The sequence below is a fragment of the Paraglaciecola arctica BSs20135 genome, from assembly GCF_000314995.1.
Taxonomy (GTDB): Bacteria; Pseudomonadota; Gammaproteobacteria; order Enterobacterales; family Alteromonadaceae; genus Paraglaciecola; species Paraglaciecola arctica.
This window is the reverse complement of sequence record NZ_BAEO01000051.1, coordinates 1-20,071: the sequence shown is the minus strand read 5'-3', so window position 1 is coordinate 20,071 and position 20,071 is coordinate 1. Positions and strand designations below refer to the sequence as shown.

21 protein-coding genes and 1 tRNA gene are annotated in these 20,071 nt (G+C 40.6%); 11 read left to right on the top strand and 11 right to left on the bottom strand.

Features of this window, described 5'->3' with window-relative positions:
- Positions 1-115 precede the first annotated feature (115 nt).
- The 6 genes from ilvN to orn all read right to left on the bottom strand — a co-directional run bounded on the left by ilvN (position 116) and on the right by orn (position 4,796).
- Entirely contained in the window at positions 116-613 is a 498-nt protein-coding gene (ilvN, locus tag GARC_RS15960; RefSeq protein WP_007622033.1) for an acetolactate synthase small subunit, read from the bottom strand.
- A complete protein-coding gene (locus tag GARC_RS15955) occupies positions 613-2,331 on the bottom strand; it encodes an acetolactate synthase 3 large subunit (protein ID WP_007622032.1) in 1,719 nt (572 codons plus the stop codon). Before GARC_RS15955 ends, ilvN begins: the two co-directional genes overlap by 1 nt.
- Before the next feature lie 194 nt (positions 2,332-2,525).
- Complete coding sequence (gene maoP / locus GARC_RS15950) at positions 2,526-2,903, bottom strand: DUF413 domain-containing protein (RefSeq protein WP_007622031.1); 378 nt, start codon at positions 2,901-2,903, stop codon at positions 2,526-2,528.
- 213 nt (positions 2,904-3,116) lie between these two features.
- A complete protein-coding gene (locus tag GARC_RS15945; protein WP_007622030.1) occupies positions 3,117-3,605 on the bottom strand; it encodes a DUF4442 domain-containing protein in 489 nt (162 codons plus the stop codon).
- Positions 3,606-3,875: 270 nt separating this feature from the next.
- Positions 3,876-3,950: transfer RNA gene (locus GARC_RS15940), tRNA-Gly, on the bottom strand.
- Positions 3,951-4,250: 300 nt separating this feature from the next.
- Positions 4,251-4,796 (bottom strand): oligoribonuclease, encoded by a 546-nt coding sequence (orn, locus tag GARC_RS15935; RefSeq protein WP_007622028.1) that lies wholly within the window; start codon positions 4,794-4,796, stop codon positions 4,251-4,253.
- Positions 4,797-4,913: 117 nt separating this feature from the next.
- Here orn and rsgA point away from each other — a divergent pair, with 117 nt between their 5' ends.
- The 5 genes from rsgA to GARC_RS27750 all read left to right on the top strand — a co-directional run bounded on the left by rsgA (position 4,914) and on the right by GARC_RS27750 (position 8,548).
- The gene (gene rsgA, locus GARC_RS15930; RefSeq protein WP_007622027.1) at positions 4,914-5,948 is read left to right on the top strand and encodes a small ribosomal subunit biogenesis GTPase RsgA; all 1,035 of its coding nucleotides are present in this window, start codon (positions 4,914-4,916) and stop codon (positions 5,946-5,948) included.
- A 155-nt stretch (positions 5,949-6,103) separates the two neighbouring features.
- A complete protein-coding gene (gene asd, locus GARC_RS15925; protein ID WP_007622026.1) occupies positions 6,104-6,964 on the top strand; it encodes an archaetidylserine decarboxylase in 861 nt (286 codons plus the stop codon).
- Positions 6,965-6,967: 3 nt separating this feature from the next.
- The gene (locus tag GARC_RS15920) at positions 6,968-7,834 is read left to right on the top strand and encodes a DMT family transporter (RefSeq protein WP_039989861.1); all 867 of its coding nucleotides are present in this window, start codon (positions 6,968-6,970) and stop codon (positions 7,832-7,834) included.
- A gap of 19 nt (positions 7,835-7,853) precedes the next feature.
- A complete protein-coding gene (locus GARC_RS27755; RefSeq protein WP_407636169.1) occupies positions 7,854-8,210 on the top strand; it encodes a glycerophosphodiester phosphodiesterase in 357 nt (118 codons plus the stop codon).
- The gene (locus GARC_RS27750; RefSeq protein ID WP_407636168.1) at positions 8,207-8,548 is read left to right on the top strand and encodes a glycerophosphodiester phosphodiesterase; all 342 of its coding nucleotides are present in this window, start codon (positions 8,207-8,209) and stop codon (positions 8,546-8,548) included. Before GARC_RS27755 ends, GARC_RS27750 begins: the two co-directional genes overlap by 4 nt.
- Here GARC_RS27750 and GARC_RS15910 read toward each other — a convergent pair.
- The 5 genes from GARC_RS15910 to gpmI form a co-directional block, all read right to left on the bottom strand.
- The gene (locus tag GARC_RS15910; protein WP_007622024.1) at positions 8,545-8,958 is read right to left on the bottom strand and encodes a MerC domain-containing protein; all 414 of its coding nucleotides are present in this window, start codon (positions 8,956-8,958) and stop codon (positions 8,545-8,547) included. The genes GARC_RS27750 and GARC_RS15910 overlap by 4 nt on opposite strands.
- 170 nt (positions 8,959-9,128) lie before the next feature.
- Positions 9,129-10,061 (bottom strand): DUF808 domain-containing protein, encoded by a 933-nt coding sequence (locus GARC_RS15905; RefSeq protein ID WP_007622022.1) that lies wholly within the window; start codon positions 10,059-10,061, stop codon positions 9,129-9,131.
- Between the two features lie 12 nt (positions 10,062-10,073).
- On the bottom strand, positions 10,074-10,835 hold the full coding sequence (locus GARC_RS15900; protein WP_007622020.1) for a divergent polysaccharide deacetylase family protein: 762 nt from the start codon (positions 10,833-10,835) through the stop codon (positions 10,074-10,076).
- Positions 10,836-10,937: 102 nt separating this feature from the next.
- Entirely contained in the window at positions 10,938-12,014 is a 1,077-nt protein-coding gene (locus tag GARC_RS15895) for a murein hydrolase activator EnvC family protein (protein WP_007622019.1), read from the bottom strand.
- 88 nt (positions 12,015-12,102) lie between these two features.
- Positions 12,103-13,635, bottom strand: coding sequence for a 2,3-bisphosphoglycerate-independent phosphoglycerate mutase (gpmI, locus tag GARC_RS15890; RefSeq protein WP_007622018.1), 1,533 nt, complete (start codon positions 13,633-13,635; stop codon positions 12,103-12,105).
- A 278-nt stretch (positions 13,636-13,913) separates the two neighbouring features.
- Between gpmI and GARC_RS15885 the strand changes: the two genes are divergently transcribed.
- The 6 genes from GARC_RS15885 (at position 13,914) to GARC_RS26425 (ending at position 19,701) form a co-directional block, all read left to right on the top strand.
- Entirely contained in the window at positions 13,914-14,339 is a 426-nt protein-coding gene (locus GARC_RS15885) for a rhodanese-like domain-containing protein (protein ID WP_039989857.1), read from the top strand.
- A 16-nt stretch (positions 14,340-14,355) separates the two neighbouring features.
- A complete protein-coding gene (grxC, locus tag GARC_RS15880) occupies positions 14,356-14,613 on the top strand; it encodes a glutaredoxin 3 (RefSeq protein ID WP_007622016.1) in 258 nt (85 codons plus the stop codon).
- 22 nt (positions 14,614-14,635) lie between these two features.
- The gene (gene secB / locus GARC_RS15875) at positions 14,636-15,145 is read left to right on the top strand and encodes a protein-export chaperone SecB (RefSeq protein WP_007622014.1); all 510 of its coding nucleotides are present in this window, start codon (positions 14,636-14,638) and stop codon (positions 15,143-15,145) included.
- Positions 15,146-15,161: 16 nt separating this feature from the next.
- Positions 15,162-16,157, top strand: a complete 996-nt coding sequence (gene gpsA, locus GARC_RS15870; RefSeq protein WP_007622012.1) for an NAD(P)H-dependent glycerol-3-phosphate dehydrogenase — start codon at positions 15,162-15,164, stop codon at positions 16,155-16,157.
- A 619-nt stretch (positions 16,158-16,776) separates the two neighbouring features.
- Positions 16,777-18,507 (top strand): acyl-CoA dehydrogenase family protein, encoded by a 1,731-nt coding sequence (locus GARC_RS15865; protein ID WP_007622008.1) that lies wholly within the window; start codon positions 16,777-16,779, stop codon positions 18,505-18,507.
- 215 nt (positions 18,508-18,722) lie between these two features.
- Positions 18,723-19,701 (top strand): IS630 family transposase gene (locus tag GARC_RS26425; RefSeq protein ID WP_085948795.1). Its coding sequence is split into 2 segments (ribosomal slippage): positions 18,723-19,121 and positions 19,123-19,701, totalling 978 coding nucleotides; the frame shifts between segments, so codons are not numbered across the junction.
- Positions 19,702-20,071: the final 370 nt, after the last annotated feature.

The window sequence follows — 20,071 nt, the reverse complement described above, 5'->3', positions numbered from 1 at the left end:
AACAAGTAACAAAAAATACATTCTTGCTTCTAACAGGTAATAATTTGAACTATTTTTGAAAGTTACTTACAAAAAAAGCCCGTTAGGGCTTTTTAATTTAAATTAAACATTACTTTCAAGGACGTAGCGCTTTTTCACCTCTGGCTAATCCACAGACACCCGTTCTCGAAGCTTCAATAATCTCTGTGCTTTGACTCAATGCATGTGCAAAAGCATCTAGCTTGTCACTAGTACCTGTCACTTGGATTGTGTAGTTATTGGCATCTACGTCAACAATTTGCGCCCTGAAGATATCAACATTACGTTTGACCTCTGCACGAATAAGTTCACTGCGGGTCGCTACTTTCACCAACATTAACTCTCGTTCTACGTGGTGACCATCTGTTAAATCAGTCACTTTTAAGACATCGATCAACTTGTTGACTTGTTTGGTGATCTGTTCAATAACTTTATCATCGCCATGAGTAACAATAGTCAAACGTGACAAACTTTTGTCATCTGTTGGGGCCACACACAAAGAATCCACATTAAATCCACGCTGCGAGAATACTCCCACTATGCGTGACAACGAACCCGGAGCATTTTCCATTAATACAGAAATAATTCTTCTCATTATGTGCGCTCCGTTTTACTTAAACGCATATCATCCATAGCACCAAATTTAATTTGCATGGGATAAACGTGTTCGTTTTGATCTATTTCTATGTCCATAAATACTAATCTATCTTTGGCGGCAAAACATCTGGCCATGGCTTCATCTAACTCTTCCGGCTTAGTCACTCTGATCCCAATATGCCCATAAGCCTCTGCTAACTTAACAAAGTCAGGCATGGAATCCATATATGAGTGAGAATAACGACCTTTATAGTTCATATCTTGCCATTGGCGCACCATGCCTAATGCTCGGTTGTTCAAAGAGATGATCTTAATAGGCAAATTATATTGCATACAAGTGGCTAGCTCTTGAATATTCATTTGAATACTGCCATCGCCAGTTACAACAGTTGAAACGGCTTCTGGATGGGCCATTTGCACGCCCATTGCTGCCGGTAATCCAAAGCCCATAGTGCCTAAACCACCTGAATTGATCCAACGCCTAGGTTTAGCGAAAGGATAATAAAGGGCGGCAAACATTTGGTGCTGTCCTACATCGGAACTAACATATGCATCACCATTAGTATGCTTATATAAAGACTCGATCACTTCTTGGGGCTTAATTAAATTTTTGTCTTTTTTATAATCTAAACATTTACGAGAACGCCACTGGGTTATCTGTTCCCACCAATCGGCAAGTTTAGCTTTTTGAGCCTTAGCATCAATTTTACCCATCTCTTTGAGCAGTTGTTTTGCAACTTCGTCAACACTACCCACTACAGGAACATGTGCCCCAACAATTTTAGAAATAGATGCGGGATCAATATCAACATGAATAATGGTTGCATGAGGGCAGAATTTATCTACATTATTGGTCACACGATCATCAAAGCGTGCACCTAAAGCCAAAATACAATCGGCATTATGCATAGCTTTATTCGCTTCTAACCTGCCGTGCATACCTAACATGCCCACAAACTGTTCGTGTAACGACGAAAAGGCTCCTAGACCCATCAGAGTAGAGGTAACTGGTGCATTTAGTTTTTCAGCTATCTCAGTAACTAGCTCACTAGCTTCGGCAGTGACTGCACCACCACCAACGTAGAGAATGGGTCGCTTTGCTTCTAGCAAAGTTTTGACCGCTTTTTTAATCTGTTTGTTATGCCCTTTAAGCGTAGGATTATACGAACGCATAGTGACATCAGCAGGGAATTGATAAGGATGTTCTTCTAGAACATTCACTATATCTTTAGGTAAATCCACCACCACTGGGCCTGGACGACCTGTATTGGCAATGTAATATGCCTTAGCAATGGCTTCAGGAATATCTACAGCACGTTTAACCAGAAAACTATGTTTAACGATTGGCCTTGAACAGCCCACCATGTCTGTTTCTTGAAATGCGTCTTCGCCGATATGTTTAGAAGGCACTTGACCAGATAACACCACCATAGGAATAGAATCCATAAACGCGGTAGCAATACCCGTTATGGTATTAGTGGCACCCGGACCCGATGTGACTAAAACAGTACCTGTTTTACCCGTTGATCTGGCGTAACCATCCGCCATATGAGCTGCAGCTTGTTCGTGACGGACGAGGACATGTTCGACATCTTCTTGTGCATATAACGCATCATAAATATCCAGTACGGCACCACCTGGATACCCGAACACATGTTTTACCCCTATATCTTTTAGCGTTCGCACAACCATTGCGGCGCCTGACATCATCTCCATCAGAATCACTCCAGAAATATATTAATTAAAAATGAAAGAGTACTATACGTGAGCGATTAGGAAATTTAAACATAAAAACGGACAAAAGTGAGATGCATATCCCAATATACCCATATATTAGGATAAGACTTCTAATTTAGCGGAATTTAATGCCGAATATTAGGATGTAATTACATTTCATTAACAACTATCTATTAATCATCCATTTCTACTTCCAAGTCATCTTCGATAGTCTCATCATCTTCAATATCATCCTCAACTACTACTGGGCGATGATTACCATAAACGCTGCCCAGTTTTGGACGGTTAATACGTTTTTGATATTTTACCCAGGCTTTTTCAGCAGCACTTTCTGGCTCTTTTTTGCCAAATGCAGCAGCTAATAGCTCATTGTCCTCGTTGGTCTCAGGTTGGATTTGACCGTCGACTAAAGCGGCAATTAAGCAACCATATTCAGATAGAGCCTTGCTTTCACTGATAGAAAAATCTCCAGAACGTGAAAAACCATAAGGATAATTTTTCGCATCACTGAACATACGTTGGACTAAAAACTCTCTAGTAAGTTTACTCATTACAACCCCCACAAAAATAAGTTAACAAGATTTAAGATCATTGGTTTAATAAATGACGGGTACTAAGAGTTAGTACTCTCGTCTGATTTAACTTGCTTTATAATTTAAAATGAAAATCTGTCAACTATTTTTGTATGAATTTTCTAATTCATGCGCTGGATATTTCTAATGAGTCTGAAAGCTCAATCAAACCTTTATAAATCACATATAAAATTACCGTTTTGCAACCCAGGCCCAAATCATTTCACATATAACAGGCTCAATTTCTGCGGAATCGGTGACTCGGACTTTGACATTCACCTCTCCTTTATCCTCGGTTTGCATCAAGACAATTTGTTCATCAGTTAAACTGGCTACAGCCGTCAAGTCACCCGTTGCACGTTTAACGTAATTTAAGTCCATACGTTTAATCAAAGGTAACTTATCACCGGGCAAATTAATTCCAACAAGAAACCCTGTGCATGACTCAGCCAATAGCGCCATCGCAGCAGCATGTACACTACCAATATGATTTTGGGCTTTGCGGCGATTTTTTTGACGATATGTCGCTGTTTTTCCATCTGTATGCAGCACTTCTATTCCAGTAGTGCCAGCAAGTTTAACTTTGTACCTAAATACCCAAGTGATGAGCTTGCTACGCAGCCAAGAAGGATAATGGTTTATTTTGTCTACAAACGTTCTTAATGGGTTAATTACAGCCATGACTCACACCTCTGGTTAGACCAGTGGTAATTATGAATTTGTGTGGAGTCAATAGCAATGCATTTATTGTAGACATTAATAAACTGAGCTGAGTTTATTAATTCAATGAAGAAATGTTTTGTGTTTAAAAAATGAAAGAGGCTTGGAAATTATTGACGTAATCTGAGTTCAGATTATTTAGCAAAGATTAGAAACAGAATCGTCTGGTTATGTAACCCTTCGGGTCGTATGAACGAAATAAACAGGATGGAAATTTTGTAAATTTAACATTGGAGCGGGAAACGAGATTCGAACTCGCGACCCCAACCTTGGCAAGGTTGTGCTCTACCACTGAGCTATTCCCGCATAATAATGTTGTACTTACGTACTTTGTCTATGGTCATTGCCCAGTCCCTGAGCTACTACAAAATACGTCCTGTATTTTGCCTTGCAGGCCATCTTTCAGATGTTCAAAATTGTTCCAGACAATTTTGTCCCGCATAATAATGTTGTACTTACGTACTCGTTTTAAGTTGTGGTTGCCTAAAACGGAGGCGCATTTTACAAAAATGAGACTTCGATGCAAGCTCTAAAATCAATTTTGATGATTTTTTTTGTAAATTGCGCAATATTGATGAAATTGTGCACATTTATTGATGTTTTAGCTTAGATGGTGAATACATGTTGACGGTAATAAACCATTTCAGCGATGGACTCGCGGATATCATCTAGCGCTAAATGCACACCTTTTTTGTGAAAACCGTCTAGTAATTCTGGCTTCCAGCGCCGAACTAGCTCTTTAATAGTACTGACATCAATATTTCTGTAATGAAAGTACCCTTCAAGCTCAGACATATACTTAACTAGAAAGCGGCGGTCTTGACCTATAGTATTGCCACATAATGGAGATATGCCTTTAGGCACAAAACCTTCTAAAAATGCGATTGTTTGTTGCACAGCTTGTTGTTCATTGACGTTGCTTTCGCGGCATCTTTTGGTTAGACCTGATTTGCCATGGGTGTCTGTACACCACTGATCCATACCATTGAGAACCTCATCAGGCTGATAAATCGCTAAGACAGGCCCTTCAGCCAATATATTCAAATCCTTATCAGTGACTATGGTAGCAATTTCCAAAACCACATCAGTTTCGGGCTCTAGCCCTGTCATTTCCATATCGATCCAAACTAAATTTTCGTTATTTACTGACATGTAGACTCCTAAATTAAAACTATAGAGTGAACAACAAATACATTAAAGATTTGGTATCCGCCTCTGCAAACGTTAACATGATACAAGAAATAGTATTAATTACAGCAAAGATAAAACGTGGCTAAAAAACCAAAGTTAACAGATCGGCAGAAACGCCAAGTCTCAGTGAATCGCTCAAAGCGTCTTTCAAGCGGTGCCAAGTCAAACGAACTTGAAGATAATCAATTGGGCGAGCAACAGAGTGGACGAGTAATAGGCCGATTTGGTAAACATGCAGATGTTGAAGACCAGAATGGGGTTGTGCATAGATGTCATATGCGGCGCACTATTACTAGTGTGGTATGTGGTGACGAAGTGTTATTTAGGCCAGGGAAAGATCAGACATTAACTATCAGTGGTATAATTGAAATTGTCCAAGACAGGAAATCCGTACTTACCCGCCCTGATTTTTATGATGGCGTAAAGCCTGTTGCTGCCAACATCGATCAAATAATAATCGTCAGTTCAGTGATACCTAGTTTATCCCTAAATATTATCGACAGATATTTAGTGGCGGCAGAAGACGTGGAAATTACCCCAGTGATATTATTAAACAAAGTAGAGTTACTCGACTCGCAGCAACTTAGTGAAGTAGAAAGCCAACTGAATATTTATCGCGATATTGGCTATCAGATTGTTTATACCAGTTGTAAAACATTAACTGGGCTTGATGAACTTGCAGCATGCTTAAAGGATAAAATAAGTGTATTTGTTGGTCAGTCAGGCGTAGGTAAATCAAGTTTAATCAATGAGTTATTGCCAGAAGCAGACGAAGTCATTGGTGACATATCTGATAACTCAGGACTAGGACAGCACACCACAACAACAGCAAAATTATTACATTTCCCTGCGGGTGGTGATTTGATTGATTCTCCTGGTGTTCGTGAATTTGCCTTATGGCATCTGCCAGCAGAAAGACTGACAAATGGGTTTAAAGAATTCAGAGATTATTTAGGCGGCTGCAAATTTCGAGATTGTAAACATGGAAATGATCCCGGATGCCTCATTAAGGCAGCAGTTGAAGAGGGAAAAATCAGCTCTCAACGTTACCAAAGCTATCATAAAATATTGTTGAACATGGACGAACTACGTCCAGCACACACAAAAGTGTAAAGACAATACTGTCGATATTTGTCCACAAATTTATCATTAAATATAGTCTGCAAAATAAACTAGCATATAGCCTATTGAACTTAGTGAAGGTCACAAAGCCAAGATTATTGCGGTACAATTCTTGACGTTAAAGTTAGATTATTAGGAAAGCTATTTTGTTTGATTCGTTAAAAATTGCTCTGCAATATATTACCCCAAAGCACCTGTTATCACGTTTGGTAGGCACGCTAGCTGCGGCACAAGCAGGTGCATTGACTACTACCATTATTAAACTTTTTATTAAGCAATATAATGTTGATATGTCTGAAGCATTGGATCCCAATCCTGAGTCCTATTCATCGTTTAACGCTTTTTTCACTAGACAACTCAAAAATGGCTCGAGGTCTATTTGCCAAGACGAAAAACAATTAGCCTTGCCGGTAGATGGGGCAGTCAGCCAGTTAGGTGATATTGAACATGATGCTATTTTCCAAGCTAAAGGTCATAACTACAGTTTGACCACACTGCTTGGTGGAAAACCTGAACTTGCAAAGCCCTTTTTAGATGGCAAATTTGCCACAATTTATCTATCTCCTAAAGATTATCACCGTATACACATGCCGATAGACGGACAGTTAACTGATATGGTTTATGTGCCTGGCGAGCTATTTTCAGTTAGCCCACTTACTGCAGAACGTGTCCCCGGATTATTTGCCAGGAACGAACGTGTAGTGGCTATTTTCGATACTGAAATAGGTAAAATGGCCATGGTCTTAGTAGGCGCAACCATTGTTGCCAGTATTGAAACCAAATGGGCCGGCACTGTATCACCGCCAGCAGGTAAAAACGTGCAGCATTGGCAGTATCCAAATCAAGGGGATAATTCAGTCTTCATCAAAAAAGGTGAAGAAATGGGTTTATTTAAACTCGGTTCAACCATAGTGGCTTGCTTCGAAACTGACACTGTTGATTTTGCTGATCTTAGTGCAGGAGACGTTACGCGCCTCGGCGACGTTTTCGCAAATATAACGAAATAATCAGTGGATCCTGTCAAGAAAAGCTTGTGGTCTCTGCATGTCACTATGGCATTGCTGGGTGCAACAGCATTATTCTCTAAACTTCTCCCCTTATCTGCAGTGGATATCACTTTCGGCCGAGCAATTGTGGCATGTGTGATGTTGTTTGCCATAGTCAAATTGTTTGGGGGGGCAATTAGACTAAACAGCGTAAAAGACTATTTGATCGCGCTGTTTTTAGGCCTACTAATGGCTGCACACTGGGTAAGTTATTTCGCTGCAATGCAATATTCTTCGGTATCTGTGGGCATGATTGCCCTATTTACTTTCCCTGTAATGACAGTACTGTTGGAACCCTTTTTTGAAGGTATACGTTTAGTCTGGCAAGACATTGTAAGCGCACTTGTGGTACTTTTTGGCATCTATCTTATAGTGCCTGAAATTTCTTTAGATAATGAAATCACCCAAGGTGTACTCATTGGTATTGCATCAGCTATTTTGTATTCTTTTAGAAATTTGGTGCATCGAAAACACTTTTCTCACTACTCTGGTGCTCATGCCATGGCCTACCAAACCTTGGTGATCTTTATTTCACTTAGCTTTTTTTCAAGTGATGAGTTGTTTAAAGCTAGCCAAGAAACCTATATAGGCTTAGTAGTACTAGGGATATTTTTAACCGCTGTTCCTCATGCATTGATTGCCGCAAGCCTTAAACATTTGCGCGCCAAAACCTTTTCATTAATTGCATGTATGCAACCATTGTATGGTGTGAGTCTTGCGATACTGGTTTTAGACGAACAACCTAGATGGCAAACTATTGTTGGTGGATTATTGGTGATATCCGCTGCTATTTATGAAACCATCAACGCTCAAAAACTTCACAGTAAATAATCGCCAGAGAACTAAACCAATGCTGATATTTGCCCATAGGGGTGCCAGCTCCGACGCCCCAGAAAATACCTTATTAGCCATAGACCAAGCCTTAATTCAACAAGCAGATGGCATTGAAATAGATGTCTATCAGCTAGGTAATGAATTAGTAGTGATACACGATAGATGGGTCAGCAGGACTACCAACGGTAGTCGGCTGCTATCTGATTATTCCCTTGCAGAATTACAAACATTGGACGCGGGACAAGGCCAGTTTGTTCCGACACTTTGGCAAGTGTTACAGCGAGTTCAGGGGCAATGTTTGATGAATATTGAAGTGAAGGGTGTACAGGATGTTTCACTAATTAAAGAGTGCATTAATAAAGCGGTCAGTTGAACTTTAAACCTGAGCAATTTAGCATTTCATCATTTAACCATCATCTGTTGTTGGCTTTTAAAAATATTGAACCCACAATAAAGATTGGAGCGCTAACTGCCTGTAATCCTCTAGATCACGCACGTTTTGCCGAAGAACTACAGGCATACTCAGTTAATGCAGATGTCAGTTTTATCGATCAGGCTTTCGTGAACGATGCACATAAACGTGGCTTAAAATTGTTTGCTTACACAGTAGATGAGCCTGAAGACCTGCTTAGAATGCAAGCTTGGGGAGTAGATGGTGTATTTAGTAATAGGCCAGCAAAAGCTAAAAAGCTGTTAGCGGCAAACGCTTAGTCTAATTGTGAACTAGAGCATCCAGTATCACAGTCTTGGCAGCTCTGACATAATTTCAAATTCACAACATGGGCACCAACAATTAAAAAAGCGCCAATTGCGATAGTAAAAGGTTCGTAAGACTCACCAAACATATCTTTATTCCAATAAATTAAACCGCCCAAAACTAGACTGTATAACGGATAAAGCTGTCTGTGATAACGATAGAACCCGGAGAACAATGCCCAAAATCCAACAAGCATAGAAAGTGACAAAATGCTCCTTTCAAACCAATCTTGAGCAAAAAAGGAGGCACTAACAAAAGGAATTAGTGGAATTAGAATAGGTAGTAATAAACAATGCAACGCACACAAACTGGAGGCCCAAATGCCTAGTCTGTCTAACAACGTTTTATCTTTGCTTAATTCCATCAGTAACCACCTCAACTCAATCTAACGTTATAATATAACATTTCATGAACTTTACAAGTATTAGGTGGCTAAAAATTTGGCAATATGTCGAAAAAAATATTTTCAAAATAGTGCTAATCGAAATATATACTCGGTATCTGCTCAGTCACAAGTTAGATAAGTGAATACTACTAAGACTTTTTAAATATTTTAAAACTTAAGGTAACCACCAATAATACTAGGGCACCAGCAACAATACCCACCAAGCCATCCAGTAAAATTGGCACTATAGACGCTACAACATTAATGGATTCAACGCTGTGTAAGATGGGTTCGAGCACATGATGGATGAATGGGATACTGTGCACCAAAATTCCGCCTCCAACCAAAAACATGGCTGCAGTACCTACAATTGATAATGTTTTCATCAACAGCGGGGCAAAAATTAACAAGCTCCTTCCTACTGATCGTTGGATGCGGTTAAAGGAGCCACTCACAGATTTTCTAAGTAGATATAATCCGGCATCATCAAGTTTTACAATTCCTGCGACTAAACCGTACACTCCAACAGTAATTGCCAAAGCAAGCAAAGACACAACAGTCACTTGAGTTGCAAAAGACTCTGCTTGCACCGTACCTAACACAATCACAACTATCTCGGCTGACAGAATAAAATCAGTTCTGATGGCGCCTTTTATTTTGTTTTTTTCAAGAGCGACTAAATCCACCTTAGGATCTGCCACAGCGGCAAGCTTTTTCGCGTGTTCTTGTTCCAATTCATCTTTAGAGTGGAGAAACTTATGAGCGAGTTTTTCGACGCCCTCAAAACACAAATACAAGCCACCAATAACCAGTAACACCACAATAAGCCAAGGCAAAAATGCGCTTATCAATAACGCTGAGGGCACTAGAATGAGTTTATTTAGTAAAGAGCCTTTAGCCACAGCCCACACTACAGGTAATTCACGCTCAGCTTTTACACCAGAGACTTGCTCAGCATTAAGAGCTAAGTCATCACCTAATACACCTGCAGTTTTTTTCGCTGCAACTTTCGACAAAATGGCGACATCATCCAAAATGGTGGCAATATCATCAATTAGGGCAAGTAGATTTGCGGCTGGCATAATGTTTCCTTATTAATCTGCTGAAACGGGTGGCGATTTAGCTTTTGGATGATAAGCATAAGCGGCCCCTGATGACAGCACTTCACTTAATTTAACCAGCTCGATCCCATGTTGTTGAAGTGTGTCTAGATTCACTTTCAAATATTTTAGTGTTTGTGGATAGGGATGGGCAATGCCTACTGCGAAACCATATTTTTTGGACAGCCTAAGTAAGCGCTGAAATTGTTTATCAATCTGCTCAGGGCTTGGGGTGTGATCGATAAACACATTACGTTTTGCGCTTAACACACCATTTTTTTTGGCGATAATTTCAGCTTTACTGTATTTAGTTGTACGGCTATCTACAAAAAACAAACCTTGTTCAGATAGAAATCCCATAGTTACTGACATAGGTAAAGTAAGTTGCGTCAGTCGACTTCCCATATGGTTGTTGACACCCACGGCATCTGGCACAGTCGACAATGCCATCTTTAATGTTTGTATAATTTGTTGGGGCTGCATACTTGAAAGTAATACATTTTTTTCTTGGTTATTGCCTGCCAATGACTCCATTGGCATATGTAATATCACTTCACGATGCTGCGCTGCGGCACGATTGGAATAAGTCGTAGATAGGGCTTTGTTTGGTAGGATCGCAAATACCACATTTTCTGGTAATGTAAATGCTAATGCATCTTGTTTGTTGTTTCCCATATCATCAATGATCAAAGCGATTTGTGACGCTTTAGCAGAGCAACCGATACACAACAAACAACTAATTAGAAATAACCGCATGATTTTATTATTGTTTTACCCGACTGCATTTCACTTTGATTATAATCACATCAAGTATTTTTGCTAGGATTGAATCGTTTAAATACACAAAGATATTAGGGCCTATAGTTTTAACCAATTAACTGGATTAATAGGCCGTCCTTTATGGCGAATTTCGAAATACAAGTTAGGTCGACTTTGCCCGCCACTTTGCCCTAATAGAGCAATAGCTTCCCCCGCCTGAACAGTCTCACCAGCTTGTTTTAATAAAGCTTGGTTATGACCATACAGACTCATAAATCCATCTCCATGATCCAGGACTGTGACTAAACCAAAACCTCGAAGCCAATCAGAATAAAGCACCTTAGCATGATGGATGGCAATCACAGAATCACCTGCAGTACCGTTTATCACCACCCCTTTCCATTTGATTTGACCTTGCCTAAATCTACCAAACATTTTTCTGAGATTACCTTCAGCAGGCATTAATAGACGGCCTTTAAAGGCACTTAATCCATTTAAGGTTACGTCTTGTTTGTCGGCTTGTTGTTGCGCACGGGTTAATGCCTCTAGCAAATTCTTTTCATTGATTTGTAGCTGTGCAATTTTTGCTTCTTCAGATTCGATAGCGTTCTGCATCGCTATAAGCGTTCTTTCCCTGTCAGTTTGATTAGCTTTTAAGGCTTGTTGTTGTTCTAGTTGTTTGTCTTTTAATTGTTCTAGCTCAGTTTGGTTATCAATAAGCTTGGCATTCACTTTTTGTAGATCTTTAACTAACAAATTAAAACTGTCTATCTGCGATTTTCTGGCTTTATTCAAATATTGATAATAAGTAATAGTACGTTCGAAATTAGCCGCATCTTGCTGATTCAATAACATTTTTGCAAAGTCATAATTACCTGTCATATAGGCACTACGAATTTGTTTAGATAATACTGATTTTTGCTGATCTAAGGATGTTAAGTACCCCTTTTGTTGTTTGCGCAAAACACTCAGTTGTTGTTGGTTTTTGGCTAGGGATATGTCAATTTTATTGAGTTCCTTAGCAGATTTTGCAATCTGTAATTCAACATCCTTTAGGTTATCTTGAAGCTTTTTGGCCGTCTCTAATTGTTTACTAATTTTCGCCTGTTTGTTTTTTATTTGTTGCTGAATACTTTCAAGATCTGACTGTTCTTGAGCTTTTGCATTAAATCCCAAAAAAATGCTACATAAAATCACCAACAGGAAAAGCCAGTAAGAGCGGCTTTTCCCTTGGAATAATTTGTGCTGTATCAATCTCAATTGATTAATCCACTGTAACTATTGGAGTACCTGTCATCTCTGGAGGTTGTGTCATCCCCATTAAATGCAGCATAGTGGGGGCTACATCGCTTAATGTGCCTCCAACTCGAACAGTAGATTTTTGTCCTACGTGTATAAAGGGGACAAGTTCACTGGTGTGTGCAGTGTGCGCTTGGCCAGTATGTTCATCTTGCATTTTTTCAGCGTTACCGTGATCAGCTGTAATTAAACAGTCTCCACCATTACGTTTAATCGCTTCAACAACTCTGCCAACGCAGGCATCAACCGCCTCACAAGCTTTAACAGCTGCATCAAAGTTTCCAGTATGTCCAACCATGTCTCCATTAGGGTAATTACACACTATAACGTCAAACGTTCCAGAATCTATGGCCGCAACTAGCTTATCGGTCAATTCAGCTGAATTCATTTCTGGCTGCAGATCATAAGTAGCCACTTTGGGTGATGGGATCAAAATACGCGATTCACCCGCATATAAATCCTCACGACCACCACTATAGAAAAAAGTGACATGAGCATATTTTTCAGTCTCTGAAATGCGTAATTGAGTTTTGTTGTGCTGAGCTAACCAATCTCCCATCACGTTTATTAGAGGAACAGGTGGGTATGCTGCTGGCGCATCAATACTTTCAGCGTATTGGGTTAGGGTAACAAAGGCACTGAGCTCAATATGTTTACTTTTATTAAATTCATTAAAATCTTTTTCAACAAATGGTCGACTGATCTCACGGGCTCGATCGGCTCTAAAATTCATAAAGAAAACAGCATCACCATCCTGTAATGGTACCGCTTCACCAATCACAGTGGCCTGCATAAACTCGTCATTCTCATTACGTTCATAAGAAGCCTCTAACGCATCAATAGCACTAGCTTCAACCTTATTCCCTTTTCCTTGGGCAATCAAATTATAGGCGGCCTCGACTCTGTCCCAGCGATTGTCTCTATCCATCGCATAATAACGACCAATAACACTGGCGGTTTTCCCTAAACCTAGTTCTGTAAATACCTTATCAGCAGCTTTCAGAGAGCCCTCGGCACTTCGTGGCGGTGTATCGCGACCATCTAAAAATGCATGCAAGTATAATTTTGTTGCACCACGCTTAGCTGCCATTTTCAACAATGCAAAAATATGATCTTCGTGGCTATGTACACCACCTGCCGACAATAGCCCCATTACATGGATTGCTTTATCTCCTTGAATAGCTTTATCTAGGTTTTCTGTGAGTATTGAATTTTCAAAAAAATCACCGTCTTCAATAGCTTTGGTTACCCGAGTAAAGTCTTGATACACCACTCGTCCAGCGCCTAAATTGACATGACCAACTTCAGAGTTACCCATTTGGCCAGGAGGTAATCCTACGTCTAACCCTGAGCCAGATATTAAAGTGTTGCTGTAAGTTTTACACAAACCATCTAAAACCGGTGTATTAGCATGAGCAATCGCATTGCTTTCTTGTTCTTCACGATGACCCCAACCGTCTAAAATAATCAATGCGGTGGTCTTTTTGGTTTGACTCATTATTCAGTCCTTATCAATAAAGCTATTAACTAATGTTGTGATTGCATACTAGGAGTGGCAGTTATGGTATCTACATGGCCTAGTTACTTGGTAATGGGCTAATGTTATCCTTACTCGCTATGCAGGTCACGGCTAAATCATTCTAAAAAACCAAATGGATAACAATAAGTTATTCTTTGTGGCACGTATGAATCTACTCTAGGGCTAGTTTCTGCACACAAAATCTATATACTTTGGCCTCATTTTTTTATGTTACTCACCTTAAAGGGTCACCTGTTATGGATCAAATGGTAGAATTTGTCACTAATCATTATATTTTAGCTGGTTTATTCGCTGCACTTTTAGCAGCGCTAATATACACCACAGTGGCAAGTCAGTTTTCATCATTAAAAGAATTAAGCACTCACGAAGCAACATTGTTAATGAATAAAGAGGATGCCTATATTTTGGATATTCGCCCGGCTGCGGAGTTTAAAAAAGGTCATATTTTAGGTTCTAAACAAATCAAAGCCGAATTAGTGACTAAAGGAGACTTTAGCACCCTTGAAAAATTTAAAGACAAGCCCATTATTATTGTCTGTGCCATGGGCATGACGTCAAAACGCACTGCATCTCAAATGCTCAAAGCAGGATTTGAACATGTTGTAACGTTGAAAGGTGGCATCAATGCTTGGCAAGGTGCAAACCTACCTATCACCAAATAATTTGCAGGGATCGTATATGAGTAAAGTTGATATTTATACTAAAGGACATTGCCCATATTGCCATCGAGCAAAGGCTTTGTTGACTAAAAAAGAAGTAAGCTTTAATGAAATTGAAATCGATGTTATGCCCGAATTACGCAGCACAATGATCGAACGGGCAAACGGTAAATCGACAGTTCCGCAAATTTTCATAAAAGATCATCATGTAGGCGGTTGCGATGACTTGTTTGCATTAGAAGCAAAAAACCAACTAGACAGCTTATTAGCTGACTAACAACTCAATTAAAGGAAGTAACATGGCTGACGATAATCAACCAAACGAAGCTGCAGCGCAGCCAGAAGCGGCACAAGGCCCACAGTTTTCAATCCAAAGAATTTATACTAAAGATATTTCTTTTGAAACACCTAACTCACCCGCTATGTTTCAAAAAGAATGGAAACCAGAAGTACAGTTAGACTTAGATACAAAAAGCAATCCTCTGGGTGACAACCTATTTGAAGTGACATTGTCTGTGACTGTAACAGCTAAAATAGGTGAAGAAACGGCATTTTTGTGTGAAGTGCAACAAGCAGGTATCTTCATGATTGGAGACATGCCGGATCAAAATAAAGCTCAAATGATTGGCGCATTTTGTCCTAATACTTTGTTTCCTTATGCAAGAGAAACAATTTCTAATTTAGTCAATCGTGGTACTTTCCCACCACTCAACTTGGCACCTGTGGATTTCAATTCTGTTTTTAAAGCTTACATGCAAAAACGCGCTCAACAGGCTCAGGAACAAACTACACAGAAATTAGACGCATAACTCCAGTGATTTCAAAATGAACTCTGTTTGTGTATTAGGGGCAGGCTCTTACGGTACTGCCCTCGCTTTTTGTCTTTCTCGCAATGGTGTGAAAACCGTCTTGTGGGGTCGAGATAAACAACAAATCGAATTGATGGCAAAGGACCGATGCAATCAGAAGTATCTGCCTGATGCCATATTCCCCAAAGAATTGATGGTAGAATCCGAACTGCGTGAAGCTATAACCAATAGTCAGGATATTCTAGTTGTTGTCCCAAGCCATGCATTTGCCAGCACTTTACAGCAAGCGAAACCCTACCTAACTCCCCAGCATAGAATTATATGGGCAACTAAAGGTTTAGAGCCTGAAACAGGTAGGCTTTTACAAGATGTTGCTGTAGAGATCTTAGGTAACGACACGCCTATAGCAGCATTATCAGGACCAACCTTTGCAAAAGAAATGGTGGCAGGCCTTCCTACCGCAATATCATTAAGCTCTACAAATGAAAACCTTGCTATAGAGTTTGCTAATAAGCTGCATTGTTCCAAATCCTTTAGAGTCTATAGAAATGATGACTTCATTGGCATACAACTAGGCGGGGCCGTTAAAAATGTCATCGCTATAGGCGCCGGCTTGGCAGATGGACTAGGGTTCGGTTCTAACGCCAGAACCGCACTCATCACTAGAGGACTAACAGAACTAACCAGACTAGGCGTAAAAATGGGAGCAAAACCTGCCACTTTTATGGGTATGTCAGGGCTAGGAGACTTAGTACTTACTTGTACTGACAACCAATCACGTAACAGACGATTCGGTTTAGCTCTAGGCCGTGGTTTAGGTATCGAAGAAGCCATGACCGAAATTGGCCAAGTCGTTGAAGGATATCGCAACACCAAAGAAGTCCATATACTTTCCCAACGCATGGGAGTAGAAATGCCCATTTGTGAACAAATATACGAAGTACTTTACAACAGCAAATCAGCTAAAGAAGCGGCATTAACTTTATTAGCTAGAGACCAAACTTCAGAATAATTTAACCCCGCATTAATCCATACAGCCTAATATTTTTTATAAAACCACTCAACCTTGACCACATCCATTTCAATATTTAAAGATTAAGCAACCCACTACGTTCAATCGGCCACCCAGTCTCGACTTTTCGATAACTGCTCCAGCATTATTCTATCTTCCCGCATCCATACAGCTCGCTTATCTAACGGTTTAATTGTGGGAAGCAGTGCTCCTGAAAATTTCAATTTGGCCCTGCTAAATTGATGTAATAATTGAATAAATAGCATGGCCACTGTGAGCAAATAGTAACTCGTACAGCAAGAAGTTAGTGTAAAAAGCTAGTAGAAGGCGGAAGACGGCAACCGATGTTTTAACCCTATTTAAATAGCTGAATGCTCTGTGAATTGTTTCGCCCCTAGTCTTCCTCGCTCTTTATCCTGCTGCCGCCAAAAATCAATGTCTAGTGAATAGAACTAGTACGTGATTTACTCTTCGTATATTCTTTAATATCTGTATTACGTGGTGCGTTCAAAGAGGTGTCCTATCGAATTTTTTTGCTGGTAACCTCAGGTGTCATTGCCAATAATTGGCAGCAGATAATTCAGTACAGAATACGGTACCCACTAACAGGAGTCGCAACATGAGTGATATTACTCAACCAAAGGTGAAAAGCAGCGGATCAGCAGCTGTAAAAAAACCGAGTTCTGGGGAGACACATGTTGTATTTAATCAACCTACTGGCTTAGATCCATTCAATGCCTATGATGGTGATCAAGCACTGCAACACTGGGTCAAAACCTTTCAAGGTGATTGGCATAAAGATGCCATGAGTTACTACGGGGAACGTGTGGGCTCAGATTTATTTGAAGCAGGCTTTACCGCCAATAAATACAAACCAGAATTCAAATCCCATTCGCGCTTTGGTGAACGCATAGATCAAGTGGACTTTCATTCCGCTTATCACCTGCTAATGGAAACTGCCATTGAGGCAGGGCACCATAGTTTACCATGGACACAAAAGAAAATGGGCGCCCATGTTGCCCGTGCCGCAATTGAATATATGCACAGCCAGGCAGATCCAGGTTCGGGTTGTCCATTAACGATGACGTTTGCATCCGTACCTGCCATAGCCCATCAAACAAATATAGCTGAACACTGGTTAAGTAAAATCACGGCTAATATTTACGACCCACGCAATGTGCCGTTTTATGAAAAGAAAGGCTTAACGATTGGCATGGCCATGACAGAGAAACAGGGAGGCTCAGATGTGCGTGCTAATACAACCGTTGCCACAGCTATTGCGCAGTCAGGGCCTGGCGAAACGTATGAATTAGTTGGACATAAATGGTTTTGCAGCGCCCCCATGTGCGACGGCTTTCTAGTGTTGGCATACACAGGATCGAAAGAGCAAGGCTTATCCTGTTTTTTATTGCCACGCTGGCGCCCAGATGGCAATAAAAATCAAATGTACATTCAACGTATTAAAGACAAAATGGGGAACATCTCCAATGCCTCGAGCGAAGTAGAATACCGGGGCGCATTTGCTTGGATGATTGGTGAAGAAGGTCGCGGCGTGCGCACGATCATTGAAATGGTATCGATGACACGCTTTGATTGTATGGTCGGCTCTAGCAGCATTATGCGTCAGGCGTTAGCACAAGCGGTACACCATACTTCTGGTCGTGCAGTGTTTGGAAAAAATTTGCATGATCAACCTCTTATGCAAAATGTGCTGGCCGATCTCGCCATTGAAAGTGAAGCAGCGTTGGCCATTAGCATGCGCATTGCCCATTCACTCGATGTATTGCAGCAAGATAATGTTCCTGCGGATGTAGCAGAACAAGAATCAAAATTTTCTCGTGTCGCCACAGCCATAGGTAAATATTGGATTTGTAAGCGCGCCGCACAATTTACCTATGAGTGTATGGAGTGTATCGGTGGTGTGGGCGTAGTAGAAGATAATATATTGCCACGCTTATATCGTGAAAGCCCAATCAACGCAATTTGGGAAGGTAGCGGTAATGTGCAATGTTTAGATGTATTACGTGCCATGCAAAAAGACCCTACTGTGTTAGATGCTTTTATGAATGAGCTGAAAAAAGGTTTAGGTACATATCCTGTATTCGATCAATACCTACAAACCTTGAGTCTCGAGTTTAAAGATCCTGACAGCATAGAATTTCGTGCGCGCAGTGTAGTAGAAAAACTGGCCCTTGCTTGGCAAGCAAGCACACTTATACAATTTGGCGATAAATCGGTTGCATTTGGCTATGTGCATTCACGTTTAAATCACTACGGCGGTTACTATTATGGCACCTTACCAAAAGAAGTGGATGTGAAGTTCATTATTGAGCGTGCACGTACAAAGTAAAACTATTATTAATAAATCATAAGATAATCATGATAATTGCTATGTAATTCACATAGCACTTTTTTAGAGCATATGCCAAACACACTGAGCTCTAATACCAATCCGCATAAACATGTGATCTAATATGTTTATCTCAAAGCCACCTAGCGTTTCCTTTGAATCATCATACTGAACAAGAATTAAAAACACTCTCTAACAATGTTAAAGATCATCGAATGCGTATGCGTTTATTGGCGGTAGCGCATTTTAAGGCAGGTAAAAATAGAGCCAAAGTCGCTAGGACTCTAAATGTGAGTCGAAGAATGGTCAATGAATGGGTTGCCAACTATCTCAAAGGGGGTATCAGTGGCCTTGAAAGTAAAAAACCATCCGGTAGACCTAGTCTCCTAACGGAGCAGCAAAAAGCGGAGTTGGTAGAGTACATTGAGAAACAAAGCGAGTCCTGCAAAGGGGGACGCTTAAACGGTGAAATGCTGCAACGTTATATTCAACAAGTCTTTGCAGTCAACTATCATCAAAATTCAATTTACCCTTTGCTCAAATCACTAGGGATCAGTTGGACGACAAGTCGCTATAAACACCCCAAACAGTCACTCGAAGCTCAAGAAGAGTTTAAAAAAACTGCAAATTGAAACGATCAAGTTGATCGCCGGACATATTGCACTAGATAAGGTGGATTTTTGGTTTCAGGATGAAGCGAGAATAGGTCAGCAGAATACCACCACACGTCTTTGGTCAAAGAAAGGCTGCCGACCAAGAGCGGTTAAGCAACAACAGTTCGACTATGCATATTTGTTTGGGGCTGCGTGTCCGGCCACAGGCGAAACAGAGGCATTGATAGTGCCCCATGTTGATAAAAATATTATGACGCAGCACCTCGAACAGATTTCGGAAAAAACAAAACCCGGTAGGTACGCAGTGGTGATAATGGATGGGGCTGGATGGCATCAAGCTTCATTAGTCGAAGGGCTTAAAAATGTGGATATCATCAAATTGCCCCCATACTCACCTGAACTAAACCCAATAGAACAAGTATGGAGTTGGCTCCGCCAGCACCATTTAGCTAATCGCTGTTTCAGCGGTTATGATGACATTGTTGATGCCTGCTCAACCGCTTGGAATGATTTCGTTAGCGATGCAAAACGCGTAACAAAAATGTGTTCAAGGGATTGGCTTGAGGTGGGAAAAACTTAATGCGGATTGGTATGACAATGTGCGACCTACATGGATGTAGGAAGTGCAGGTTTTGCAGGAGCAAAAACCTGTCTACTCTCGCAGGAGGGTTCAGCAAGTTTCTTTAGCTGCACAGCAGCGCCTTGCTGAACAACGAGTCAAGGAAGGCGAGTTTGGGAAATTGCCGTTTTGAGACGAGCACTGCTCGGCTAGGCATTTTCAACGAGTCATGGATGATGAGTTTGGGTGCATATCATCAGGGATGTGTATTTGACTACTCACCGATTTTCAACACAACCAATCTGATAAAACCGCAGATGCAAAAAAGGGCCACCCTTACGGATAGCCCTTTCTCTAATTGGGAATCTGGCAATGTGCTACTCTCGCATGG